The sequence below is a fragment of the Nonomuraea sp. NPDC049486 genome (assembly GCF_040676925.1).
In the GTDB taxonomy this organism is placed as follows: Bacteria; Actinomycetota; Actinomycetes; order Streptosporangiales; family Streptosporangiaceae; genus Nonomuraea; species Nonomuraea ferruginea.
Window position 1 is genome coordinate 60274 of the sequence record NZ_JBFAPV010000007.1, and the last position, 23734, is coordinate 84007.

Genomic DNA, 23734 nt, shown 5'->3' on the forward strand with positions numbered 1-23734 from the left:
TCAAGGCCCCTAGGATGTGAGTGTCCAAACTCCATCCACGAAACGGGTTCAACGACTCATGTCCGCCATAACCCGCGACGAGGTCGCGCATCTGGCCCGGTTGTCCAGGCTGGCGCTCACCGACGACGAGCTCGACCACTACGCCACGCAGCTCGATGCCATCATCGAGTCGGTCGCGAAGGTGGCCGAGGTCGCCGCCGAGGACGTGCCGCCATCGTCGCACGCTCTGCCTCTGACCAACGTCTTCCGTCCCGATGAGGTGCGACAGTCCCTGACGCCCGAGCAGGCCCTGTCGGGCGCTCCCGCCGTCGAGGACGACCGCTTCCGGGTGCCGCGCATCCTCGGGGAGGAGGCATGAGCCTGATCCGCAAGACCGCCGCCGAGCTCGGCGCGATGATCGCCGCCGGTGAGGTGTCCGCGGTCGAGGTGGCCGAGGCCCACCTCGATCGGATGGCCGAGGTGGAGCCCCAGGTCAAGGCGTTCCTGCACGTCGACCGCGAGACCACGCTGGGGCAGGCGCGGGCCGTGGACGCCCGGCTGCGGGCGGGCGAGAAGCTCGGGCCGCTGGCCGGGGTGCCCATCGCGCACAAGGACATCTTCACCACCCACGACATGCCGACCACGGCCGCGTCCAAGATCCTCGAAGGCTGGCGTCCGCCCTACGACGCGACCGTCACCCGGCGGCTGCGCGAGGCCGGGCTGGTCATCCTGGGCAAGACCAACCTGGACGAGTTCGCGATGGGCTCCTCCACGGAGAACTCGGCCTACCACGCCACCCACAACCCGTGGGACCTGACCCGGGTGCCCGGCGGCTCGTCGGGCGGCTCCAGCGCCGCCGTGGCCGCCTACGAGGCCCCGCTGGCGACCGGCACCGACACCGGCGGCTCGATCCGCCAGCCAGCCTCCGTCACCGGCATCGTCGGCATGAAGCCCACCTACGGCGGCTCGTCCCGTTACGGGCTGATCGCCTTCGCCAGCTCGCTCGACACGCCGGGCCCGTTCGCCCGCAACGTGCTCGACGCCGCGCTGCTGCAGGAGGTGTTCTCCGGCCACGACCCGATGGACTCGACCTCCATCGACGCCCCGGTGCCGTCCGTCGTCGAGGCCGCGCGCCACGGCGACGTCTCCGGCATGCGCATCGGCGTCGTCAAGGAGTTCGCCGCGGGTGAGGGCGCCCAGGCCGGCGTGCTGGCCCGCTTCAACGAGACCGTGCAGCTCCTGGAGTCGCTCGGCGCCAAGGTCGTCGAGGTGTCCTGCCCGGCGTTCGCGAGCGCCCTGCCGGCCTACTACCTGATCGCGCCGTCGGAGTGCTCCTCCAACCTGGCCCGTTTCGACGCCATGCGTTACGGCCTGCGCGTGGGCGACGACGGCGACCGCAGCGCCGAGGAGGTCATGGCGCTGACCAGGGCCGCCGGCTTCGGTCCCGAGGTCAAGCGGCGCATCATGCTGGGCACGTACGCCCTGTCGAGCGGCTACTACGACGCCTACTACGGCCAGGCGCAGAAGGTCCGCACGGTCATCTCGCGCGAGTTCGAGGCCGCCTTCCACCAGGTCGACGTGCTCGTCTCGCCGACGACGCCGACGACGGCGTTCCCGATCGGCGAGCGCGCCGACGACCCGATGGCGATGTACCTCGCCGACCTCTACACGATCCCGTCCAACCTGACGGGCAACGCGGCCATCTCGGTGCCGTGCGGCCTGGCCGACGAGGACGGCCTGCCGGTGGGCCTGCAGATCATGGCCCCGGTCCTGGGCGACGACCGCTGCTACCGGGTCGGCGCCGCCGTGGAGCAGGCCCTCGAAAGCCGCTGGGGCGGCAGCCTGCTGGCCAAGGCCCCGGCGCTCTAGGAGCTGGTTCGCATGCGATCTGAACGAAGGACCTCATCATGACTGTCGAGACGGCCATGCCGTACGACGAGGCGCTCGCTCGCTTCGAGCCCGTGCTCGGGCTGGAGACGCACGTCGAGCTGGGCACCGCGTCGAAGATGTTCTGCGGCTGCAAGACCACCTTCGGCGCGCCGCCCAACACGCAGGTGTGCCCGACCTGCCTGGCGCTGCCGGGGGCGCTGCCCGTGGCCAACGCCATGGCGATCGAGTCCACGATCAGGATCGGCCTGGCGCTCAACTGCTCGATCGCCGAGTGGTGCCGCATGGCTCGGAAGAACTACTTCTATCCGGACATGCCGAAGAACTACCAGATCTCCCAGTACGACGAGCCGCTCTGCTTCGACGGCTACCTCGACGTGGAGGTCGACGGCGAGACCGTGCGGATCGAGATCGAGCGGGTCCACCTGGAGGAGGACACCGGCAAGTCGACCCACGTGGGCGGAGCCACCGGCCGCATCCACGGCGCCGACTACTCGATCGTCGACTACAACCGGGCCGGCATCCCGCTGGTCGAGATCGTCACCAAGCCGATCCCCGGCACCGACCGGCTCGCGCCCGAGGTGGCCAAGGCCTACGTCACCGAGCTGCGCGAGATCATGCGCTCGCTGGGCGTCTCCGACGTGCGCATGGAGGAGGGCTCGCTGCGCTGCGACGTGAACGTCTCGCTCATGCCGCGCGGCGCGTCCGAGTGGGGCACCCGTACCGAGACCAAGAACGTCAACTCGCTGCGCAGCGTCGAGCGCGCGGTGCGCGGCGAGATCGAGCGGCAGGCCGCGATCCTCGCCGACGGCGGCCGGATCGTGCAGGAGACCCGTCACTTCCACGAGGACACCGGCACCACCACGTCCGGCCGGTCCAAGGAGGAGGCGCAGGACTACCGCTACTTCCCCGAGCCCGACCTGGTGCCGATCGCGCCGGACCCGGCGTGGGTGGCGGAGCTCAAGGCGGGGCTGCCCGAGCTGCCGACGGTCAAGCGCAAGCGGCTGCAGGCCGAGTGGGGGCTGTCCGACCTCGACATGCGGGCCATGCACAACGCCGACGCCATCGACCTGGTGGAGGCCACGGTCGCGGCGGGCGCGCCCGCGGCCGACGCCCGCAAGTGGTGGATGGGCGAGCTGGCCCGCCGCGCCAACGAGACCGGCGTGGCGCTGGCCGACCTGCCGATCACGCCCGCGCAGGTGGCCAAGGTGACCGAGCTGGTCGCCTCAGGCGCGCTCAACGACAAGCTGGCCCGCGAGGTGCTGGAGGGCGTGCTCGGCGGCGAGGGCGCCCCCGACGAGGTGGTCGAGAAGCGCGGCCTGAAGATCGTCAACGACGAGGGCGAGCTGTCGGCGATGATCGACGAGGTCCTGGCGGGCAACGCCGACGCCGCCGAGAAGGTGCGCTCCGGCAAGATCGCGGCCGTCGGCGCGCTGGTCGGCGGCGTGATGAAGGCCAGCCGGGGCAAGGCCGACGCGGCCCGCGCCCGTCAGCTCATCCTGGAGAAGCTGGGCGTCTCCGAGTAGGTCCTAGGTCCCGCCCTCCGCGCGTGGGGGCGGGACCTAGGACGATCCGCGTACCCCGGCCTACGGCCGTGGCTGGAGGTTTTCCGCGAGGAGCGGATCTACCGTCTCCGGTATGAAGACATCTGCTCTGACCGCGGGCCTCGTGGCGATGGTGTCACTGGTGGCCTTCGAATATGTGGCGGTCGCGGTGGCGATGCCGGTGGTGGCGCGTGAGCTCGGCGGGTTCGAGCTCTACGGGCTGGCCTTCAGCAGCGCGCTGGCGGCCGGGGTGGTGGGCACGGTGCTCGGCGGCCGGTGGGCGGACGTGCGCGGGCCGCTCCCGCCGCTCTGGACCGGCGCGGCCGCGTTCATCGGCGGGCTGACGCTGGCGGGGCTGGCGCCGGCCATGGAGGTGCTGATCGCCGGGCGGCTGATCCAGGGGTTCGGCGGGGCGCTGGTGAACGTGGCGCTGTACGTGGTGGTGGCCCGGGTCTATCCCGAGGAGCTGCATCCCCGGGTGTTCTCGCTGTTCGCGACCGCGTGGGTGGTGCCGTCGATGGTGGGGCCGGCGATCGTCGGCGTGATCGTGGAGACGCTGGGCTGGCGGTGGGTGTTCCTGCTGGTGCCGTTCCTGACCGTGGCGGCCGGGCTGGTGCTGGCGCGCGGGCTGGCCGGGCAGCCGGTGCGCGGCGGTCAGGGCGCCCCGGCGCCGGGGCTCATGGGCAAGATCGCGTGGGCGGCGGTGACGGCCGTGGCGGCGGCCCTCATGCAGTACGGGAGCGACGGGCGGTTCGCGCTGCTGGCGATCGGGCTGGTGATCCTGGCCGTGGCGCTGCCCAGGCTGCTGCCCCCCGGGACGCTCAGGGCCGCCAGAGGGCTGCCGGCGGTGGTGGGGCTGCGCGGCCTGGCCACCGGAGCGTTCTTCGCGGCCGAGGTGATGGTGCCGCTCATGTTGCAGGAGGAGCGCGGCATGTCGCCGTTCACCGCCGGGATCGCGCTCACCGGCGGCGCGCTGACCTGGTCGCTCGCCTCCTGGCTGCAGGGGCGCGAGGTGTTCAGCCGGAGCACGAACCTGCGGCTGGGCTCGGTGGCGCTGTCGGCGGGCATCGTGGCGATGGGGGCCGTGACGTTCCCCGGGGTGCCGCTGGAGCTGGCCTATCCGGCCTGGATCGCGGCCGGGTTCGGGATGGGGCTGATCTACCCGACGCTGTCGGTGCTCACGCTGGAGCTGTCGGCCCCCGGCGAGGCCGGCGAGAACAGCGGGGCGCTGCACCTGGGCGAGTCGGTGTTCTCGGTGGTGGCGGTCGCCGTCACCTCCGCGCTGTTCATCGCGGCCGGCGGGGCCTACTGGACGGTGTTCACCGCGACCCTGGTCATAGCGGCGGCCGGGCTGCTGATCGTGCCCCGCGCCGTGCGGGCCGGAACCCCCGTCCCCGCGACCGCGGCGGTCTGAGACGGACGCGGCCCCGGGTGGTGTCCGGGGCCGCGTCGTTCAGTCCTCGTGCGAGACCGGCAGCGGCGGCATCCGCCGTCTGGCCATGAAGCCCCGCAGCAGCGGCGTCAGCAGGGCCAGCAGCGACAGCACGAGCAGCACCACCGCGACCGGGCTGCCCACCAGCACGGTCACGTCGCCGGCGCCGATGGCCACCGCCCGACGCAGCTGGATCTCCGCCATCGGCCCCAGGATCATGCCGATCACCGCGGGCGCGACCGGCAGCCCGAACCGGCGCATGGCGAACCCGAGCAGCCCGAGCACGAACAGCACCACGAGGTCCACCGCACTGGCGTTCAGCGCGTAGACGCCGAGCGCGGCGAACAGGATGATCCCGCTGTAGAGGTACGGGCGCGGGATCCGCAGCAGCTTGGCCCAGACCGGCGCGAGCGGCAGGTTCAGCACGAGCAGCATCGTGTTCCCGATGAACAGCGACGCGATCATGGCCCACACCAGCGCCGGGTTGTGGTCGAAGAGCTGCGGCCCGGGCTGCAGCCCGTACTGCTGGAAGGCCGCCAGCATGATCGCGGCCGTGGCGGAGGTCGGCAGCCCCAGCGTGAGCAGCGGCACGAGGGTGCCCGCCGCCGAGGCGTTGTTGGCCGCCTCGGGCCCGGCCACGCCCTCGATCGCGCCCTTCCCGTACTCCTCCCGCGCCACGCCGCGGGCGAGCCGCTTCTCGGCCGCGTACGACAGGAACGTGGGGATCTCGGCGCCGCCGCCGGGCAGCGCGCCGAACGGGAAGCCGAGCGCGGTGCCGCGCAGCCACGGCCGCCACGACCGGCCCCAGTCCGAGCGGCCCATCCAGGCCCGCCCGACGGGTACGACGTCCGGCGGGGCGTGCCGCAGCCGGGAGGCCACGTACAGCGCCTCGCCCACGGCGAACAGCCCGACCGCGACGATCACCACGTCGATGCCGTCGAGGAGCTGCGGGACGCCCAGCGTGAGCCGGGCCTGCCCGGTCTGCTGGTCGATGCCGACCAGCCCGATCGCCAGCCCCAGCACCAGCGAGGCCAGCCCGCGCACGACCGACCGCGACAGCACCGACGACACCGCGGTGAAGGCCAGGATCGCCAGCGCGAAGTAGTCCTCGGGACCGAACGAGATCGCGAAGCTCACCACGGCAGGCGCCGCGAACACCAGCAGCGCGGTGGCGATCGTGCCCGCCACGAACGAGCCGATGGCCGCCGTGGCCAGCGCCTGCGCGGCCCGCCCGCGCCTGGCCATCTTGTTGCCCTCCAGCGCGGTGATCATGGAGGAGGACTCGCCGGGCGTGTTGAGCAGGATGGACGTGGTCGAGCCGCCGTACATGCCGCCGTAGTAGATGCCGGCGAACATGATGAACGCGCTGGCCGGCGGCACCGTGAAGGTGATCGGCAGCAGCAGCGCCACGGTCATCGCCGGCCCGATGCCCGGCAGCACGCCGACCAGGGTGCCGAGCGTGACGCCGACGAGCGCGTACAGCAGGTTGACCGGCGTCAGCGCGGCGGCGAACCCGTCGAGCAGCAGCCCCAGCGACTCCACTCAGATCACCCCCGACAGCAGCCCGGCGGGCAGCGTGACGCCCAGCCCCTCGACGAACGTCAGGTACGTCGAGACGGCCAGCACCACCGCGATCAGGGCCGCGCGGACCCTGTGCTCGGCGCCGAGCGCCAGCGACAGCCCGAAGAACAGCAGGCTCGCCGCGATGATCCAGCCGAGCACGTCCAGCACGGCGGTGAAGGCCAGGAAGACGCCGCTCACCAGGCCGACGCCGCGCCAGTCGGCGGGCGCCTCGGCGTCCACGTCCTCGCTCTCCTCCGGGTCGCCGCGCCCGCCGCGCAGCACGTCGGCCACGTAGAACAGGCCGATGAGGATCATCGCCCCGCCGACCAGCATGGGGAAGAACCGCGGCCCCGGCCCGAGCCGGGAGGCCGCGGCCGACACGTCGAGCGTGCCCACGACGACGAACACGCCGAGACCGAGCACCACCAGGGCCAGCCCCAGCTCGGGCCGCCAAAGGCCGCGCTTGCGCCCGGTCTCCTGAAGAGTGGGCTCCTCGGGTGAGGACATCAGGACACGAGCCCCATCTCGGCGATGATGCCCTTGACCCGGGTCTCCTCGGACTTCAGGTAGGCGTCGAACTCCTGGCCGGTCATGAACGAGTCGATCCAGCCGTTCTTGGCCACCGCGTCCTTCCACGGCTGCGAGTCGCGCATCTTGGTGACCAGGTCGGTCAGCGCCTGCCGGTCGGCGTCGGCGAGCCCGCCGGGGGCCACGAAGCCGCGCCAGTTGGCCAGCTCCACGTCCAGGCCGCCCTCCTTCAGCGTGGGCGCGTCCAGCTCGGGCAGCCGCTCGCCGGAGGTGACGCCGAGCGCGCGCAGCTTGCCGGACTTGACGTGCTCGGCGAACTCGCCGACGCCCGAGACGCCGATCGTGACCTTGTTGCCGAGCAGCGCGTTGAGCGCCTCGCCGCCGCCGGAGTGCGCGATGTAGTTGACCTGCTTGGGGTCGACCCCCGCGGCCTTGGCCATGAGCCCGGCCACGATGTGGTCGGTGCCGCCGGCCGAGCCGCCCGCGACCGACACCTTCGCCGGGTCCGCCTTCCACGCGGCCACCAGGTCCTGCAGCGACTGGAGCGGGGACTCCGCAGGGACCACGACGATCTCGTACTCCTCGGTCAGCTTGGCGATCGGGGTCGTCTCGGCCAGCGTGACCTTGGACTTGTTCTGCTCGATGGCGCCGACCATGACCAGGCCCATGGTCATCAGCAGGTTGCCGTTGCCCTTCTCACCGGCGAGCTGGGCCAGCCCGATCGTGCCGCCGGCGCCGGGGACGTTGAAGACCTCGACGCCGCGGTCCGGCGCGACGGACTTCAGCGCTCCGCGGTGCGTGAGGTCTGGTCCCAGCCGCCGCCGGGCGAGGCCGGGGCCATGATGCGCAGGGTCGTGGTGCCGCCGCCGCTGCCGCCGCCGCAGCCGGCCAGCGCGACGGAGAACGCCGCGAGCGCGGCGATGATGCGCAAACGCATGATCAACTCCAGGGGGTTTCACATCTATGAACCCTGGATCGTGCGGCCCGTGAGCCGTCGCGTCGAGACTCTGCAGGTAGCGGTCGTAGTGGTCGTATTGGTCGCAACCGGCCCGTGACCTGGCGCTGTTTGCATGTGCTGCGTGAGACTCGGCACCCAGCTGTTCGTGCTCCAGATGGCGATCGTGCTGCTCGCCGTCGGCAGCACCGCCGCTGTCTGGGCACAGCACACCCGCAACCAGTACGACTCCCGCTACGAGCAGCGGGCGCTGGCCATCGCCCAGTCGGTCGCCGCCCTGCCGCAGGTGCGCGAGGCGTTCAAGCTGCGCCGGCCGGAGACCGTGCTGCAGCCGCTCGCGCTGAGCGTGCAGCAGACCACCGGCGCCGACTACGTGGTGATCGCCAACGCCGACCAGGTCCGCTACGCCCACCCCAACGCCTCGCTGATCCGCCACCGGCTGTCCACCGACGGCAGCTACGTGCTCACCACCGGCGGCGACTGGGTGGGCACCCAGAAGGGCACGATCGGCATCACGGTCCGCGGCAAGACCCCGGTGCGCGACGAGTACGGCGAGGTCATCGGCCTGGTCTCGGTCGGCGTGCTGGAGACCACGGTCATCGGCGAGGTGGCGGGCGCGCTGCCGCCGCTGCTGTGGACCGCGACGGCCGTGCTCGTCGCCGGGCTCGCCGCGGCCGCCCTGATCACCGCGAGGGTGCGCAGGCAGACGTTCGGGCTGGAGCCGCGCGAGATCGCCGCCCTGCTGGAACAGCGCGAGGGCGTGCTGCACGGCGTCAAGGAAGGCGTGCTCGCGCTCGACCTCGACGGCCGGGTGACGCTGGTCAACGACGCCGCCCGCGAGCTGCTCGGCGACGTCGGCGACGACCTGACCCGGATGCCCGTCTCCGACCGCATGCGCGACGTGCTCGGCGGCGCCGACCCCGGCGAGGACCGGGTGGTCCTGCACGGCGAGCGGGTGCTGGTGCTCAACCGCACCCCGGTGTCCGTACGGGGCCGGCAGAGCGGCTGGGTGATCACCCTGCGCGACCGCACCGAGCTGGTCCGGCTCGCCCGCGAGCTGGAGTCGACCAGCAGCGCGACGGAGGCGCTGCGGGCCCAGGCGCACGAGTTCGCCAACCGCATGCACACCGTGGTCGGGCTGCTGGAGATGGGCGAACACGACGCCGCCATCGCGTTCATCACCAGCACCACCCCGGGCGTGAAGGCGGGCGAGCTGCGCGAGCGGGTGCAGGACCCCACGCTGGCCGCGCTGCTGCTGGCCAAGTCGGCCGAGGCGGCCGAGCGCGGCGCCCGGCTGGTGCTGTCGGACGACTCCACGGTGCCCGAGGGGGCGCTCGGCGACCCGCAGGACGCGGTCCTGGTCGTCGGCAACCTGGTGGCCAACGCCATCGACGCGCTCGACGGCCGGGCCGGCACGATCGAGGTCTCGGTCGTGGCGGGGGACGGCGGGCTGCGCGTACGGGTGCGCGACTCGGGGCCGGGCATCACGCCGGAGCTGGTGGAGGAGGTCTTCCGTGAGGGGTTCACCACCAAGGCGGCCCACTCGGGGCCGCGCGGGCTCGGCCTGGCGCTCACCCGTCAGGCCTGCCTGCGCCGCGGCGGCTGGGTGCGGGTGCGCAACTCCGGCGGCGCGGTGTTCACCGCCCTGCTGCCCGAGGAGGCGGCGACGTGAGCGACATCCGGGTGCTGGTCGTGGACGACGACTTCATGGTGGCCCGCATCCACGCCGGCTACGTCGCCAGGGTGCCGGGCTTCGAGGTGGTGGCCACCGCCCACAACGGGGCCGACGCGATCACGGCCGTCGCCGGGTCGCGGCCCGACCTCGTCCTGCTCGACATCTACCTGCCCGACATGTCCGGCCTGGAAGTGCTCAAGGCGATCAGCGGCGTGGACGTGCTGGTCATCAGCGCGGCCCGCGACGTGCCGACGGTCAGGGAGGCCATGCGCGGCGGGGCGGTCAACTACCTGATCAAGCCGTTCGCCGCCGCCGCGCTCACCGAGCGGCTCCAGCAGTACGCCCATACCCGCAGGCAGCTCAGCGCCATCGGGCCGGAGGCCCACCAGGACGACGTGGACCGGCTCTTCGGCGTCACCGGCACCCCGCCGGCGCTGCCCAAGGGCCTGTCGCAGGCGACCTGCGCACTGGTCGCCACGGTGCTGCGGGAGGCGGGCCGCGACCTGTCGGCCGTGGAGACCGCCTCCCTGACGGGACTGTCGCGGGTCAGCGCGCGCCGCTATCTGGAGTACCTGTGCGGCGCCCGCCGGGCCGAGCTGCGGCCCAGGTACGGGACGGCGGGCAGACCGGAACACCGATACCGCTGGATCGGCTGACACACTTCCGTAGTCGTTTCTCGTGACATATCCGTACCCGCGTGCCTTACTGTTTCCTGAGAAGTGGCTGCGGAGAGGGAGGAGATTGAGGCGTGCGTAACGCGGGACCGATCGAATCACCGACCGACCCGTTCGCCTCGGTGCCGTTACCCTCGCGCGCCACTTCGAGGAAGCCGAAGGTGGAAGGCCTTCCACCCGGTGTGTCCAGGGACATCTTCGGCCCCCAGGGCCGGCCGGAGTCCCCGCCCGCGGGCCAGGGCCCCCAGGCCGCCGCGAACGGCGGGCCGCCCCCGGCCCCGCAGCAGTCGCAGCCGTGGCCGGTCAGCGTGAATCCCGCACCGGCCTTCACCGAGCCGCAGCCGCCCACTTACACCGACCCCGAGCCGTCCAGGCGGCGCCGCCTGCTGCCCGCCGTCGGTGTGCTCGTGGTCCTCGCCGTCCTCCTGGCCTACCTGGTGCCGGCCGTGCTGATGTCCGGCACCGTGCTGCCAGGCACCCGCGTCGACGGCGTCGACATCGGCGGCCTGACCGTCACGCAGGCGGCCGAGAAGCTCCGCGCCGAGCTGGCCGCCGAGCTCAGCAAGCCCGTCGTGGTGACCGTCGGCAAGCACCGCGACACCGTCCAGCCCGACGAGGCCGGCCTGCAACTGGACGTCGTCAGCACGATCAACCAGGTGCCCAGCGGCTTCCCCAGCCCCGGTGAGGTGTGGCGGGCGCTGACCGGCACCACCGAGCTGGAACCCCAGGTAACCGTCGACGCCTCCCAGCTCGCCAGGACCGTCGAGGCGCTGGCCGGGACCGTCGACAAGCCTCCGACCGAGGGCAAGGTGACCTTCAAGGAGCTGCGGCCCGTCGTCACCCAGCCGCGCCCCGGCGCGCTGCTCGACCGGGGCGAGGCCGTCAAGGCCATCAGCGCCGCCTTCCTCACCGGCAGCGGCAAGGCGTCGCTGTCGCTGAAACCGGCCGAGCCCGCCACCACGCAGGAGGCCGTGAACCGGGCCAGGACCCAGGCCAGGCGCGCCGTCGCCGGCCCGATCACGCTGACCCTCGACGGCAAGCAGGCCCAGCTCACCCCGGCGGCCATCGCGGCCAGCCTGACCTTCGTGGCCGACGACGAGGGGGCGCTGAAGCCCCGGTTCGACGCCGCGAAGGCGCTCGGCCCCGTGGAGAGCGTCCTGGTGGACGCGGCCCAGGCGCCACGCGACGCCACGTACGAGATCGTCGACGGCAGCCCCCGGCTCGTCACCTCCCGCGCGGGGCGCGGCATCGACGAGGAGCGCCTCGCCCGCGACGTGACCGGCATGCTGCGGCGCGGCGGCGAGCGGGTCGTCCCCGTCACCCTGTCCGCCGCGCCGCCGGACGTCACCACCGAGCAGGTGAGCGGGCTCGGCATCAAGGAGGCCGTGGGCTCGTTCACCTCCATGTTCGACTGCTGCCAGCCGCGGGTCACCAACATCAGGCAGATGGCCGCGGACGTGGACGGCCACCTGGTCAGGCCGGGCCAGACGTTCTCGCTCAACGACCTGGTCGGCGAGCGCACCACCGAAGGCGGCTACGTGCCGGCGCCGCAGATCGTCGGCGGCCGGCTGCTCACCATCATGGGCGGCGGCTCGTCGCAGTTCGCCACCGCGCTCTACAACGCGGTCTTTTACGGCGGCTTCGAGGACGTGGCGCACACGCCGATGGACTACCACTCGACCCGCTACCCGGCCGGCCGCGACGCCGCGCTGCTCTACCCCGACCTCGACCTGAAGTGGCGCAACGACTCCGACCACGGCGTGCTGATCAAGACGGCCTCCACCGAGACGTCCGTCACGGTCACCCTCTACAGCACCAAGCGGTACGAGAAGGTCGAGGCCGTCGAGTCCGAGAAGCGGGACTTCACCCCGTTCCGCCGCGAGACCAGCGACGCCCCCGACTGCGTGGCCGGCCCCGGCCAGCAGGGCTTCACCATCGACGTCACCCGCGTCTTCCACAACGACGGCAAGGTGGTCAAGCGCGACAAGAAGCTGACCACCAAGTACCGTCCTCGGGCCGAGGTCGTCTGCGCCTCCGGAAGCTGACCGTCACGGCGTGACGGCGATGATCCTGTCGTCGCCGTCACGTACGTCGCCCCGGCCGTCCTTGTTGCTGGTGCCCACCCAGAGCTTCCCGTCGGGAGCCGTGGAGACCGCGCGGAGCCTGCCGTAGACGCCGGAGTAGTGGGCCACCGGTTCGCCGGGCGAGCCGTCCGCGGCCAGCGGGATCTGCCACAGGCGCTCGCCGCGCAGCGCGCCCATCCAGAGCGACCCGTCGGCGTAGGCCAGCCCCGACGGTGACGCCTCCGAGGTGTCCCAGGTGACGATCGGGTTCTCGAAATCGGGGTCGTCGCCGCGGCCCTCGACCTCCGGCCAGCCGTAGTTGGCGCCCGGCTTGATCAGGTTGAGCTCGTCGAAGCTGTTGGCGCCGAACTCGGACGCGTACAGCCTGCCCTGGTCGTCCCAGGCCAGGCCCTGCACGTTGCGGTGGCCGAGGCTGTAGACGAGCGTGCCGAACGGGTTGCCGGGCGCGGGCTCGCCGTCGGGGGTCATCCGCAGGATCTTGCCCGCGAGCGAGTCGCGCTGCTGCGCCAGCTCCCGGTCGCCGATCTCGCCGGTGCTCGCGTACAGGTGGCCGTCGGGCCCGAACGCCAGCCTGCCGCCGTTGTGGATGCCGCCCTTGGGGATGCCCTGGACGATCACCCGCGGATCCGACACCCCGTCGCCGGTGAACCGGTAGCGGACGATCCGGTTGTCCTCGGCGGCGGTGTAGTAGACGAACACCTGGTCGTCCTTGACCGCCAGCCCCATCAGCCCGCCCTCGCCGTCGGGGACGACGCCGTCGATCTTGGCCACCTCGGTGACCTGGCCGGAGGCGCTCACGCGGACCAGCCGGGCGGTGTCGCGCTCGGTCACCAGCGCGTCCCCGCCGGGCAGGAACGCGATCGACCACGGCACCGCGAGGTTCTCCGCCACCGTCGTGGGCTCGCCCGGGGAGCGCCCGGGGCTGACGGAGGCCGTGGGCGTGGTCGCCACCCCGTCCGCGCCTGAACAGGCGGTGAGCGCCGCCAGAAAGATGATCATCCAGATGTGCCTCATGTGTCCCATACTCACTCCCGACCCTTAAGGTTTCCCGCATGAAGATCTGGGTGCCCTCCGACGCTGTCGCCGACGTCCTGTCCGAGCTGCCCGGCGTGGAGTGCGCGGTGTTCCACCGCGACGTGCCGGAGCCGCCCGGGATCGAGGACGTCGAGGTGTGGGTCCCGCCTCTCGTGGTGGTGTCCGACGTGCCCGGGATCCTCGCCCGCATGCGCTCGCTGCGCCTCCTCCAGACCGTCACCGCGGGCGTCGACCCGTACCGCCCTCACCTGCCGGAGGGCGTGGTGCTGTGCAACGCGCGCGGCGTGCACGACGCCGGCACCGCCGAATGGGCGGCGGGAGCGATGATCGCGGTCGTCCGCGAGTTCCCCGAGTTCGCCGGCGCGCAGCGGCGCGGCGCGTGGACCTACCGCCACACCGGGGCGCTCGCCGACTCCACCGTGCTGATCGTCGGCTACGGCTCCATCGGCGGCGCGCTGGAGCGCCGCCTGGCGGGCTTCGAGGTGGAGATCGTCCGGGTGGCCAGGAGCGCCCGCGACAGCGAGTACGGGCCCGTCCACGGCATGGACGAGCTGCCCGGCCTGCTGCCGGAAGCGGACGTGGTGGTGCTGCTCGTGCCCTCCACCCCCGCCACCGCCCGCATGGTGGACGCCGGATTCCTGGCCCGCATGAAGGACGGCGCCGTGCTGGTCAACGCCGCCAGGGGCGGGGTGGTCGACACCGGCGCGCTGGTCGCCGAGCTGGAGGCCGGCCGGCTGCGGGCCGCGCTCGACGTGACCGATCCGGAGCCGCTGCCCGAGGGCCACCCCCTGTGGAGCGCCCCCGGCGTGCTGATCACCCCCCACGTGGCCGGCAGCACGCCCGCATCCGGCCGGCGCACGCTGAAGCTCATCCGGGCGCAAATCTCCAGGCACCTCCGCGGCGAGCCGCTGGACAACATCATCACCGACGCGTACTGAGGAGAATCCGGAACGTGGCTGGGCCGTGACCTTCGGTGCGTACGGTTGCGTCTATCCAAGGTTTCCTGACTTCCTGTCAAGGAATTCTTGGCGGCAATTGGTCCGTGTGGTTATCAGATCGGTGACGACATCGGCGTTGTCACCACCCGCGCAGCCGAGACCACACACACTGGCGATGTGGACCCGCCGGGCTTCGGCGGCCACGGGAGCAGGGTTCGAGGACGGGATGGGCAACGACTGTGATCCGCTGGCGTGATCCACGGGCATCGCTGACCGCCGGAGCGGCGATCGGCGCGGCCGGGGTCGCGGCTGCGCTCCTTGCGGGCGGCCCGGCCCTCTACATCGGCGCTGTCGCCGGATTCCTCGCGGCCATGCTCGCCGCCGCCTCGCTGCTGCTCGCCTCCGGGCCGCCGGCCGAGCGCCGGTCCATGTCCAGGGGCATCCGCTGGATGGGCGGCGGCGCCGCGGTCTGGGCACTCGGCGTGGCCGTGCGCCCGTTCACCGACAGCTCGAGCCTCATGGTGAGCTTCGCCGACCTGCTCGTGCTGCTCGGCACCGTGCTGATCGGCGGGGGCGCGCTCGTCGCCGGCGGTCGCCGCCCGCCCGCCCTGGTCGTGCTCCGCCACGTCACCGACTCCTACCTGTCCGCCGCCGCGCTGTTCGTGGTCGGCTGGGTGGTGGCGCTGCGCCACGTCTACGACAACACCGCCGACCCGGCGCTGTTCACCTTCTCGATGCTGCCGCCCATGCTGGCGCTGCTGGTGACGTGCGCGGTGGTGCCTTCCGTGGTCACCGGCAGGGCCGTCGCCCTGCCGCTCGGCGTGGCGGGCCTGTGCGTGCTCGCGGCCACCACGACCTCCAGCCTGGCCGGCGCCGTGGCCAGGCTCGACGGCGGCGGGCCGCCCGGATGGAGCCTGGCGCTCGCGCCGGCGGCGTTCCTGCTGCTGACCGTCGTGCCCTGGGCACGCCCCCGCGAGGTGACGGCCTGGCCGCTCATGGGCAGCCTCGTCGCCCTGCTGCCGCTGGCGCTGGTCGCCGTGGCCACCGTGACGATGGTCGTCCACCTGTCGGGCGGGGGGCGGCAGGCGCCCGTCACCGGCGTCGTGGTGGTCGCCGCCTCGATGGTGCTGCTCCTGCTGCTGCGCCTGTTCGTGCTGTCGGGCGTCAACCTGCGGCTGCGCACGCTGCTCTCGCGCGGTGAGAAGCAGCTGCGCGACCTGGCCGAGAGCACCGGCGACGTGGTGCTCATCTGCGACCACGAGGGCACCGTGCACGAGATCGGGGCCGGGGTGGAGGAGACCTACGGCTACCGCCCCGAGCAGCTCGTCGGCGGATCGATCTTCGACTACATCCACCCCGAGGACGTGCCCCAGATCCAGTCGTCGCTGCGCGCGATGGGCCTCGACGACGAGGACGACGCCAATCCCGGCGCCTGCCTCATCGCCTGCCGCGTACGCGCCGCCGACGGCACCTGGCGGCCCACCGAGTCCGTCGCCACCCGTCACGCCAGCGGCGAGGACCAGATCCTGGTCACCACCCGCGACATCAGCGACGAGGAGGCGCTGCGCAACCAGGTCGCCCACCTGACCTTCCACGACGGCGTCACCGGCCTGCCCAACCGCGCCTACTTCGAGGAGCGCACCCGCGAGGTGCTCGGCGGCTCCGGCCACGTCGCGGTCATATTCCTCGACCTCGACGGGTTCACCTCCGTCAACGACTCCGTCGGCCACGCCAGCGGCGACTACCTCCTCGGCCAGGCCGCGCGCCGGCTGCGCGGCGCCGTACGCCCCGACGACACGCTCGCCCGGTGGGGCGGCGACGAGTTCGCCGTGCTCATCGAGACCGGCGGCGACGCCCAGCTCGCCGTCGACCTGGCCGAGCGCCTGCTGCGGGCGGTCTCGCAGGAGCCGTTCCGGGTGGCCGACCGCGACGTGGCGCTCACCGGCAGCGTCGGGGTCGCCTTCGCCGAGGACGACGTGCCCGCCGGCGACCTGATCCGCAACGCCGACGTGGCCATGGCGCGGGCCAAGGAGCTCGGCGGGCGCCGGGTCGAGGTGTTCGCCGCGCAGATGCACGCCGACGTGGTCCGCAGGCTGGAGCTCGCCGCCGACCTGCAGCGGGCGCTGATCGAGCACCAGTTCGCGATCGAGTACCAACCCGTGGTCGACCTGGCCACCTCCCGGGTGACCGCGGTCGAGGCGCTGGTGCGGTGGTGCCGCGGCTCGGTGTTCGTGCCGCCCGACCAGTTCCTCGGCCCGGCCGAGGACACCGGCCTCATCGTGCCGCTGGGGGAGTGGATCCTGCGCGAGGCGTGCCGCGAGGTGGCCGCCTGGCGGGCCGAGTCCTGGGACATCGGCCTGTCGCTCAACCTGTCCGCCCGCCAGATCACCGCCCCCCGGTTCGTGCAGACGGTCGAGGAGGCGCTGGAGGAGAGCGGGCTGCCCGCCTGCGCGCTCACCCTCGAGGTGATCGAGGAAATGCTCGTCGACGACGCCGACGAGACCGTCAAGCGGCTGTCGGAGCTGCGCGCCCTGGGCGTGCGGCTGGCCATCGACGACTTCGGCACCGGCTACGCCTCGCTGGCCTTCCTCCGTCAGCTCCCGGTCGACATGATCAAGATCGATCCGTCGTTCGTGTCCGGGCTGGGCCAGGACGACACGCTGACCCTGCTCACCCGGACCATCGTGCGGCTCGGCCACGACCTCGGGCTCATCGTGGTGGCCGAGGGCATCGAGCGGCCCGAGCAGCTCGACCTGCTGCGCGAGATGGGCTGCACCCGCGGTCAGGGTTTCCTCGTGGCCCGGCCCATGGCGGCCAGGGGCGTCGACTCGCTGATGCGGACCAGTCTCACCGTTTGATCTCAGCGTGTGAGACCTGTGTCCCACCAAGTTGACACCGGGCGGTTCAGAGCGGCTATCGTGTAAGCCATGCTTCGCAGTGAGATTCTCGTAGTACTTCGCCGGCGCGCAGGCCGTTAGCGAAGCACTCCGACCTGCGCGCCGCCCCGCTCCCACTTCCCGTGGGGAGGGGCATTTTTTATGTCCTGACGTGTGATCACACAAGGAACGAGCCGATGACCGAACGGATGACAGGTGCACAGGCCCTGGTCAGGGCCTTGGAGCACGTGGGAGTCGACACCGTGTTCGGGATCCCTGGCGGCGCCATCCTCCCCGCCTACGATCCCCTGTACGACTCGGCCAAGGTCCGGCACGTGCTTGTACGGCACGAGCAGGGCGCCGGCCACGCGGCCGAGGGATACGCGCAGGCCACCGGCAAGGTCGGCGTGTGCATGGCGACCAGCGGGCCGGGTGCGACCAACCTGGTGACTCCGATCGCCGACGCCTACATGGACTCGGTGCCGATCGTGGCGATCACCGGGCAGGTGGCCAGCGGGGCGATCGGCACGGACGCCTTCCAGGAGGCCGACATCTCCGGCATCACCATGCCGATCACCAAGCACAACTTCCTCATCACCGACGCCGACGACATCGCGCGGACGATCGCCGAGGCGTTCCACATCGCCGCCACCGGCCGCCCCGGGCCCGTGCTGGTCGACATCTCCAAGGACGCGCTGCAGGCCGAGACCCTGTTCAGCTGGCCGCCGGTCATGCAGCTGCCCGGCTACCGCCCCGTCACCCGGCCGCACTCCAAGCAGATCCGCGAAGCGGCCAAGCTGATCGCCGAGTCCCGGCGGCCCGTGCTGTACGTCGGCGGCGGCGTCCACAAGGCCCGCGCCTCCGAGGAGCTGCTCCGCCTGGCCGAGCTGACGGGCATCCCGGTCGTCACCACGCTGATGGCGCGCGGCACGTTCCCCGACAGCCACCCCCAGCACCTCGGCATGCCCGGCATGCACGGCTCGGTCTCCGCGGTGGGCGCCCTGCAGCAGGCGGACCTGCTCGTCGGCCTGGGTGTCCGGTTCGACGACCGGGTCACCGGCCAGCTCTCCACGTTCGCCCCGTACGCCAAGATCGTGCACGCCGACATCGACCCGGCGGAGATCTCCAAGAACCGCCACGCCGACGTGCCGATCGTGGGCGACTGCAAGGAGGTCATCGGCGACCTGATCGCCGCCGTCGAGGCGTCCGGCCAGCAGGGCGACTACGCCGACTGGTGGACGACACTCAACGGCTACAAGGAGACCTACCCGCTCGGCTACGACGAGTTCGACGACGGTTCGCTGGCTCCTCAGTACGTGATGCAGCGGCTGAGCGCGATCGCCGGGCCCGACGCCTACTACGTGGCCGGGGTCGGCCAGCACCAGATGTGGGCCGCCCAGTTCATCGCGCACGAGCGGCCGGGCGCGTTCATCAACTCCGGCGGCGCCGGCACCATGGGCTTCGCGGTCCCGGCCGCGATGGGCGCGAAGATGGGCGACCCCGACGCGGTCGTGTGGGCCATCGACGGCGACGGCTGCTTCCAGATGACCAACCAGGAGCTGGCCACGTGCACCCTGGAGGGCGTGCCGATCAAGATCGCCGTCATCAACAACGGCAACCTCGGCATGGTCCGCCAGTGGCAGACCCTCTTCTACGACGAGCGCTACTCCAACACCGACCTGCAGGCGACCCGCCGGATCCCCGACTTCGTCAAGCTGGCGGAGGCCTATGGTTGTGTTGGCCTGAGGTGCGAGCGTCCCGAAGACGTCGACGCGACCATCAAGAAGGCCATGGAGATCAACGACGTGCCGGTGGTGGTCGACTTCGTCGTCCACCAGGACGCCATGGTCTGGCCCATGGTCGCGGCAGGGACGAGCAACGACGAGATCAAGTACGCCCGTGACATGGCGCCTACGTGGGAGAACGAAGAATGAGCAGACACACGCTGTCAGTGCTCGTGGAGAACAAGCCGGGTGTCCTGGCGCGGGTGTCCGCGCTGTTCAGCCGGCGGGGCTTCAACATCGACTCGCTGGCCGTCGGGCCCACCGAGCACGAAGACATCTCCCGCATGACGATCGTGGTCAACGTCGAGGAGCTCCCGCTGGAGCAGGTCACCAAGCAGCTCAACAAGCTGGTGAACGTGCTCAAGATCGTCGAGCTCGACCCGTCCCAGTCCGTGCAGCGCGAGCTGACGCTGATCAAGGTCAAGGCCGACGCCGACAGCCGCTCCCACGTGCTGGAGCTCGTCCAGCTCTTCCGGGCCCGCTGCATCGACGTGGCCTCCGACGCGGTGACCATCGAGGTCACCGGCACCCCCGACAAACTCGACGCGTTCGTCAAGGTGCTCGAGCCCTTCGGCATCAAAGAACTCGTCCAGTCGGGCATGGTGGCCATCGGCCGCGGCGCCCGTTCCATCACCGACCGGTCCCTCAGGGCACTGGACCGTACCGCCTGAAAGGTTATTCGCAAGTGACCGAGATTTTCTACGACGACCAGGCCGACCTGTCGATCATCCAGGGGCGCCGTGTGGCCGTGCTGGGGTACGGCAGCCAGGGCCACGCCCACGCGCTCTCCCTGCGTGACTCCGGCGTCGACGTGCGCGTCGGCCTGCCCGAGGGCTCCAAGAGCCGCGAGAAGGCCGAGAACGACGGCCTGCGCGTGCTCACGCCGTCGGAGGCGGTCAAGGAGGCCGACGTCACGATGATCCTGGCGCCGGACCACATCCAGCGCCACCTCTACGCCGAGCACGTCGCGCCGAACCTCAGGGAGGGCGACGCGCTCTTCTTCGGCCACGGCCTCAACATCCGCTACGGCCTCATCGAGGCGCCCGAGGGCGTCGACGTGTGCATGGTCGCGCCCAAGGGCCCCGGCCATCTGGTGCGCCGCCAGTTCGAGGCGGGGCGCGGCGTGCCCTGCCTGGTGGCGGTGGAGAAGGACGCCTCCGGCAAGGCCCTCGACCTGGCGCTCTCGTACGCCAAGGGCATCGGCGGCACCCGCGCCGGCGCGCTCAAGACCACGTTCACCGAGGAGACCGAGACCGACCTGTTCGGCGAGCAGGCCGTGCTGTGCGGCGGCGTCTCCGAGCTGATCAAGGCCGGTTTCGAGACCCTGATCGAGGCCGGCTACCAGCCGGAGGTGGCCTACTTCGAGTGCCTGCACGAGATGAAGCTCATCGTCGACCTCATGTACGAGGGCGGCATCTCGAAGATGTACTGGTCGGTCTCCGACACGGCCGAGTACGGCGGCTACACCCGCGGCTCGCGCGTCGTCACCGAGCAGACCCGCCAGGCGATGCGCGAGATCCTCGCCGAGATCCAGGACGGCCGGTTCGCCCGCGAGCTGGTGGAGGAGTTCGACGGCGGCCAGAAGGAGTTCCAGCGTCACCGTGACGAGCTGGCGGAGAACCCGATCGAGAAGACCGGCGCCAAGCTCCGTCCGATGATGAGCTGGCTCAAGGCCTGATTTTTCATGACGTCACGCGGCTGACAGAGCCGCGTGAGTCCGCGTGCGCGGCCCCGGCCGGGGTGATCCTCCGGCCGGGGCCGCACCCTTTTTGCCGCTTTTCCGGCGCCGCCGTGGCCGTCCCCGTCTCATCCGGACGGCGTCGCCTGTGGGTAGTCCGATCGTCATGGAGGACCGGCTTTCGTCTAGGTTCCGCCAAGGGAGGCTTCTTCGTACGTCAAAGCGTGATTCTCGGCGTTTGTTCGGAGAGGCCTTCGGGGATACTTCCGACCGCTACCTACGGAGAGTAGTCGAGAGGTAACAGAGGAGATCCGATGTACAAGACGGGACTTGTCCTGACCGGTCTGATCGGCGGCATGGTCATGCTGGGCGGCGCTCCCGCGCTCGCTCAGGGTTACACCACCGCACCGGTAGTGGCCAACTACGACCACGACCACGACGACGACGGCGACGACATCAGGTACAACAGGTCGCAGGATGGCGAGTGGACCAACAACGGTTCTGACAATGACTTCCTCGACCTCGACGTCCTCAACGATGTCCTGGACATCCTCACCAACCGCTGAGGCATAACAGGTCGTTAGAGCGGGGCCCACCTCATCGACGAGGTGGGCCCCGTCACCGTTTTCCGCCCCTTTCCCCATTCCCCTCCCTCTCTACGTGACGCCGCCGGGCCGGTTACTGTCCGTGAAGATGGCCGCCGGGTCGCCGGTGTACCAGACGTTCTCGATGCGGATCCGGCTCATCAGCCATCGGCCGCCGTCCCGTACCAGCTCGACGTCGTAGCGGTTCTTCAGCAGCGCGTGCGTGTCGTGGTCGGCGGTGAGCAGGTGCTGCGCCTCGACCAGGGCGGTGAGGCGCGCCGTGTCGCCGGTGACGGCGATGCGCGGGTTCGTGACCTGGTGGGTGGTGTCGACCCGTCCGCTGAAGCCGGACAGGATCGTCGTGACGATCGCGTCCCGGCCCTTCATCAGCGGCGGCGCGGCGCCCCAGCGGGCGGCTGCCGGGCGGAAGTCCAGCTCGGCGTCCTCGGTGAAGCAGGACGCGAACAGGCCCTCGTCCCGCAGATCCTGGCCCAGGGCGAAGCGGAGGAGGGCGTCGGTGATCTCCGTCCGGTCCTCCAGCTCGCGCGGGGCGCCGGACAGGGCGCGGTGCTCGGTGACGTACATGCGTGGTGCTCCCTTCGAACGGGCCTCCAGCCTCCGGTTCCGGCGGGCGGTGATCAACGCCGCTCTGTGCCACGATCGTGAAGCCGGGCTTAAGGACGGGAGGGCGGGGTGCTGGAGAGGCACGAGATCGAGGCGTTCCTGACCCTCGCCGAGGAGCTGCACTTCGGGCACACCGCCGAGCGGCTGCGCGTGTCCACCGCGCGGGTCAGTCAGACGATCAGGAAGCTGGAGCGGCGGGTGGGCGCGCCGCTGTTCGACCGGACCAGCCGCCGCGTCGCGCTCACCCCGGTGGGGCGCCGGCTCCACGAGGAGGTGCGGCCCGCCTGGGAGGCCATCGGGGCCGCGTACGAGCGGGCGGCCGACGCGGGCCGCGGGCTGACGGGGACGCTTCGAGCGGCCTTCACCGGGGCGGCCGCGGGGCAACTGCTGGCCGGGGTGGAGGAGCTGTTCCGGAGCAGGGTGCCGGGCTGCGAGGTGGTGATCAGGGAGGCGCAGCCGGGAGAGGTGGCGCCGTGGCTGCGCGACGGCGAGGTGGACGTCGTGCTGACGACGCTGCCGGTGCCGGGCGCGGACGCGGGGCCGGTGCTGGTGCGGGAGGCGCTGATGGCGGCGGTGCCGGCGGGGCATCCGTTCGCCCGCCGGGAGTCCGTGGGGCTGGCCGACCTGGAGCGGGTGACGGTGGTGGAGCTGGCGGGCGGCCGGGCCGCCTCGGGCTCGCCGGGGCCTCGGGCGGCGACCCTGCACGAGGCCCTGACGCTGGTCGGCGCGGGGCGTGGGGTGCTGCCGGTGAGGGCGCAGACGCGGCGCTACTACGCCCGCCCTGACGTGGCCTACGTGCTGGTACGCGACGCGCCCCGGGTCGAATGGGGGCTGGTGTGGCGGGCCGGCGGCGAGACGGGCAGGGTGCGCGCGTTCGGCCGGGCCGCGGTGGACCTTCTGAGCGACTGACCCGCCTGGGTGCGGGCCCGGCCGCGGTCCGATACGGAGCCGCGGCCGGGCCCGCCGGAGGGGAGCGCGGGGCGTGCGGTGGGAACCGGCACGGGTGGGGCCGGTACGCCCGGCGCTCCGGTGGTCTCGGCGCCCGAGGCTCAGTGGCTGGCGAAGGTCTGGGTCCAGTGCGGGCCGCGCGGGTGCTGGCCGACGCCGATGTGGGTGTACGAGCAGTCCATGATGTTCCTGCGGTGACCGGGGCTGTCGAGCCAGCCCCGCACCACCTGGGCCGCGGAGTGCGGGCCCACGGCGATGTTCTCGCCCCAGCCGCGGAGCGGCGCGAAACCGGCGGCCCGGATGCGGTCGCCCCCGGAGCGGCCGTCCCGGCCGGTGTGGTCGAAGTAGCCCCTGGCGGCCATGTCCGCCGAGTGCCGTTCGGCCGCCCTGTGCAGCCTGCGGTCGTGCAGCAGCGGCCGGCAGCCCCGGCCGGCGCGGGCCTGGTTGGTGAGCCTGACGACCGCGGCTTCGGTGGCGGAGGCGTCCGAGCCGGACCCTCGCCCGTACCCGCAGGACAGCACCACGCTGCGCGACGTGGCGGGGCGGCCCTCGAAGTCCATGGCCGTGACGTAGTAGCGGCGCGGAGCGGGGGAGCAGCGCAGCCTGACCGTGACGCGGCCGTTCACCAGCACCCGGGAGTCGCTCCCGAGGGTGCGGTCGGGGCCGGGTCCTGCCTCCCTGATCCGTAGGCGGAGCAGGGACTCGTCGTCGCAGCCGGTCCGCACGGCCGTGGCCGTGATCGTCCCGCCCGGGTCCAGCGCCGGCCTGGCGGCCACCACGCGGCACGCCGCCATCGTGGGGACCGCGGCGCCCGCCGCGGTCCCCACGGCCTGCGCCGTGTACGCGGTCTGCGCGGCCGCCGGGCTCGACGCGGGAATGCCCGTCGCCGCGAGACTTCCGAGGCAGGCCAGTGCCTGGAGCCGTCTTCGCATCGCTGTCCTCCGGT

The 23734-nt window shown here is 71.9% G+C and carries 21 protein-coding genes; 14 read left to right on the top strand and 7 right to left on the bottom strand.

The window, feature by feature from the left end; all coding sequences use genetic code 11:
- Window positions 1–58: 58 nt before the first annotated feature.
- From gatC to AB0K05_RS21190, 4 genes are all read left to right on the top strand, one after another.
- A complete protein-coding gene (gene gatC, locus AB0K05_RS21175; protein WP_049556801.1) occupies window positions 59–358 on the top strand; it encodes an Asp-tRNA(Asn)/Glu-tRNA(Gln) amidotransferase subunit GatC in 300 nt (99 codons plus the stop codon).
- A complete protein-coding gene (gene gatA, locus AB0K05_RS21180; protein WP_148029461.1) occupies window positions 355–1848 on the top strand; it encodes an Asp-tRNA(Asn)/Glu-tRNA(Gln) amidotransferase subunit GatA in 1494 nt (497 codons plus the stop codon). The genes gatC and gatA overlap by 4 nt, the downstream gene beginning before the upstream one ends.
- A 38-nt stretch (window positions 1849–1886) precedes the next feature.
- Window positions 1887–3392, top strand: a complete 1506-nt coding sequence (gene gatB / locus AB0K05_RS21185) for an Asp-tRNA(Asn)/Glu-tRNA(Gln) amidotransferase subunit GatB (protein WP_364231017.1) — start codon at window positions 1887–1889, stop codon at window positions 3390–3392.
- 112 nt (window positions 3393–3504) lie between these two features.
- Window positions 3505–4824 (top strand): MFS transporter, encoded by a 1320-nt coding sequence (locus tag AB0K05_RS21190; protein ID WP_261808326.1) that lies wholly within the window; start codon window positions 3505–3507, stop codon window positions 4822–4824.
- Between the two features lie 39 nt (window positions 4825–4863).
- Here the strand turns inward: AB0K05_RS21190 and AB0K05_RS21195 are convergent, their stop codons facing one another.
- Genes AB0K05_RS21195 through AB0K05_RS21210 form a run of 4 tightly spaced genes read right to left on the bottom strand, consistent with a single transcriptional unit; the run spans window position 4864 to window position 7870 of the window.
- Window positions 4864–6384 carry a tripartite tricarboxylate transporter permease gene (locus AB0K05_RS21195; RefSeq protein ID WP_364231020.1) on the bottom strand — a complete coding sequence of 507 codons (1521 nt, stop codon included), beginning with the start codon at window positions 6382–6384 and terminating at the stop codon, window positions 4864–4866.
- The gene (locus AB0K05_RS21200; RefSeq protein ID WP_148029464.1) at window positions 6385–6912 is read right to left on the bottom strand and encodes a tripartite tricarboxylate transporter TctB family protein; all 528 of its coding nucleotides are present in this window, start codon (window positions 6910–6912) and stop codon (window positions 6385–6387) included.
- On the bottom strand, window positions 6912–7748 hold the full coding sequence (locus AB0K05_RS21205; RefSeq protein ID WP_364231457.1) for a tripartite tricarboxylate transporter substrate-binding protein: 837 nt from the start codon (window positions 7746–7748) through the stop codon (window positions 6912–6914). Before AB0K05_RS21205 ends, AB0K05_RS21200 begins: the two co-directional genes overlap by 1 nt.
- On the bottom strand, window positions 7715–7870 hold the full coding sequence (locus AB0K05_RS21210; RefSeq protein ID WP_364231472.1) for a hypothetical protein: 156 nt from the start codon (window positions 7868–7870) through the stop codon (window positions 7715–7717). Before AB0K05_RS21210 ends, AB0K05_RS21205 begins: the two co-directional genes overlap by 34 nt.
- Window positions 7871–8012: 142 nt before the next feature.
- On the opposite strand from AB0K05_RS21210, the gene AB0K05_RS21215 reads away from it, so the two are divergent.
- From AB0K05_RS21215 to AB0K05_RS21225, 3 genes are all read left to right on the top strand, one after another.
- Window positions 8013–9560, top strand: coding sequence for a sensor histidine kinase (locus tag AB0K05_RS21215; protein ID WP_261808327.1), 1548 nt, complete (start codon window positions 8013–8015; stop codon window positions 9558–9560).
- Window positions 9557–10219 carry a response regulator gene (locus tag AB0K05_RS21220; RefSeq protein ID WP_148029467.1) on the top strand — a complete coding sequence of 221 codons (663 nt, stop codon included), beginning with the start codon at window positions 9557–9559 and terminating at the stop codon, window positions 10217–10219. Before AB0K05_RS21215 ends, AB0K05_RS21220 begins: the two co-directional genes overlap by 4 nt.
- 179 nt (window positions 10220–10398) lie before the next feature.
- Window positions 10399–12282, top strand: a complete 1884-nt coding sequence (locus tag AB0K05_RS21225) for a VanW family protein (protein ID WP_364231024.1) — start codon at window positions 10399–10401, stop codon at window positions 12280–12282.
- A 3-nt stretch (window positions 12283–12285) separates the two neighbouring features.
- On the opposite strand, the gene AB0K05_RS21230 is transcribed toward AB0K05_RS21225, so the two are convergent.
- Complete coding sequence (locus AB0K05_RS21230; RefSeq protein ID WP_364231027.1) at window positions 12286–13335, bottom strand: PQQ-dependent sugar dehydrogenase; 1050 nt, start codon at window positions 13333–13335, stop codon at window positions 12286–12288.
- Window positions 13336–13373: 38 nt separating this feature from the next.
- On the opposite strand from AB0K05_RS21230, the gene AB0K05_RS21235 reads away from it, so the two are divergent.
- The 6 genes from AB0K05_RS21235 to AB0K05_RS21260 all read left to right on the top strand — a co-directional run bounded on the left by AB0K05_RS21235 (window position 13374) and on the right by AB0K05_RS21260 (window position 21198).
- Window positions 13374–14294: a 2-hydroxyacid dehydrogenase gene (locus AB0K05_RS21235; RefSeq protein ID WP_148029470.1), complete on the top strand. Its 921-nt coding sequence runs from the start codon at window positions 13374–13376 to the stop codon at window positions 14292–14294.
- A gap of 239 nt (window positions 14295–14533) precedes the next feature.
- Window positions 14534–17152: an EAL domain-containing protein gene (locus tag AB0K05_RS21240; RefSeq protein ID WP_271276417.1), complete on the top strand. Its 2619-nt coding sequence runs from the start codon at window positions 14534–14536 to the stop codon at window positions 17150–17152.
- Window positions 17153–17367: 215 nt separating this feature from the next.
- Window positions 17368–19104: an acetolactate synthase large subunit gene (locus AB0K05_RS21245; RefSeq protein ID WP_148029471.1), complete on the top strand. Its 1737-nt coding sequence runs from the start codon at window positions 17368–17370 to the stop codon at window positions 19102–19104.
- Window positions 19101–19625 (top strand): acetolactate synthase small subunit, encoded by a 525-nt coding sequence (ilvN, locus tag AB0K05_RS21250; protein WP_148029472.1) that lies wholly within the window; start codon window positions 19101–19103, stop codon window positions 19623–19625. The genes AB0K05_RS21245 and ilvN overlap by 4 nt, the downstream gene beginning before the upstream one ends.
- 23 nt (window positions 19626–19648) lie before the next feature.
- Window positions 19649–20632 (top strand): ketol-acid reductoisomerase, encoded by a 984-nt coding sequence (gene ilvC / locus AB0K05_RS21255; RefSeq protein ID WP_219548465.1) that lies wholly within the window; start codon window positions 19649–19651, stop codon window positions 20630–20632.
- Between the two features lie 314 nt (window positions 20633–20946).
- Complete coding sequence (locus AB0K05_RS21260) at window positions 20947–21198, top strand: hypothetical protein (protein WP_219548433.1); 252 nt, start codon at window positions 20947–20949, stop codon at window positions 21196–21198.
- 90 nt (window positions 21199–21288) lie between these two features.
- On the opposite strand, the gene AB0K05_RS21265 is transcribed toward AB0K05_RS21260, so the two are convergent.
- Window positions 21289–21801, bottom strand: a complete 513-nt coding sequence (locus AB0K05_RS21265) for a nuclear transport factor 2 family protein (protein WP_364231032.1) — start codon at window positions 21799–21801, stop codon at window positions 21289–21291.
- A gap of 108 nt (window positions 21802–21909) precedes the next feature.
- Between AB0K05_RS21265 and AB0K05_RS21270 the strand changes: the two genes are divergently transcribed.
- Window positions 21910–22749, top strand: a complete 840-nt coding sequence (locus AB0K05_RS21270; protein ID WP_364231034.1) for a LysR substrate-binding domain-containing protein — start codon at window positions 21910–21912, stop codon at window positions 22747–22749.
- A 140-nt stretch (window positions 22750–22889) separates the two neighbouring features.
- Here AB0K05_RS21270 and AB0K05_RS21275 read toward each other — a convergent pair whose 3' ends face one another.
- A complete protein-coding gene (locus AB0K05_RS21275) occupies window positions 22890–23720 on the bottom strand; it encodes a CAP domain-containing protein (RefSeq protein WP_271280014.1) in 831 nt (276 codons plus the stop codon).
- Window positions 23721–23734 lie beyond the last annotated feature (14 nt).

Excerpts from the sequence above, each read along its gene's own strand:
- gatC (WP_049556801.1), top strand. The coding sequence starts at position 59 with ATGTCCGCCATAACCCGCGACGAGGTCGCGCATCTGGCCCGGTTGTCC.
- gatA (WP_148029461.1), top strand. The coding sequence starts at position 355 with ATGAGCCTGATCCGCAAGACCGCCGCCGAGCTCGGCGCGATGATCGCC.
- gatB (WP_364231017.1), top strand. The coding sequence starts at position 1,887 with ATGACTGTCGAGACGGCCATGCCGTACGACGAGGCGCTCGCTCGCTTC.
- AB0K05_RS21190 (WP_261808326.1), top strand. The coding sequence starts at position 3,505 with ATGAAGACATCTGCTCTGACCGCGGGCCTCGTGGCGATGGTGTCACTG.
- AB0K05_RS21200 (WP_148029464.1), bottom strand. The coding sequence starts at position 6,912 with ATGTCCTCACCCGAGGAGCCCACTCTTCAGGAGACCGGGCGCAAGCGC.
- AB0K05_RS21210 (WP_364231472.1), bottom strand. The coding sequence starts at position 7,870 with ATGCGTTTGCGCATCATCGCCGCGCTCGCGGCGTTCTCCGTCGCGCTG.
- AB0K05_RS21230 (WP_364231027.1), bottom strand. The coding sequence starts at position 13,335 with ATGAGGCACATCTGGATGATCATCTTTCTGGCGGCGCTCACCGCCTGT.
- AB0K05_RS21235 (WP_148029470.1), top strand. The coding sequence starts at position 13,374 with ATGAAGATCTGGGTGCCCTCCGACGCTGTCGCCGACGTCCTGTCCGAG.
- AB0K05_RS21245 (WP_148029471.1), top strand. The coding sequence starts at position 17,368 with ATGACCGAACGGATGACAGGTGCACAGGCCCTGGTCAGGGCCTTGGAG.
- ilvN (WP_148029472.1), top strand. The coding sequence starts at position 19,101 with ATGAGCAGACACACGCTGTCAGTGCTCGTGGAGAACAAGCCGGGTGTC.
- AB0K05_RS21260 (WP_219548433.1), top strand. The coding sequence starts at position 20,947 with ATGTACAAGACGGGACTTGTCCTGACCGGTCTGATCGGCGGCATGGTC.
- AB0K05_RS21265 (WP_364231032.1), bottom strand. The coding sequence starts at position 21,801 with ATGTACGTCACCGAGCACCGCGCCCTGTCCGGCGCCCCGCGCGAGCTG.
- AB0K05_RS21275 (WP_271280014.1), bottom strand. The coding sequence starts at position 23,720 with ATGCGAAGACGGCTCCAGGCACTGGCCTGCCTCGGAAGTCTCGCGGCG.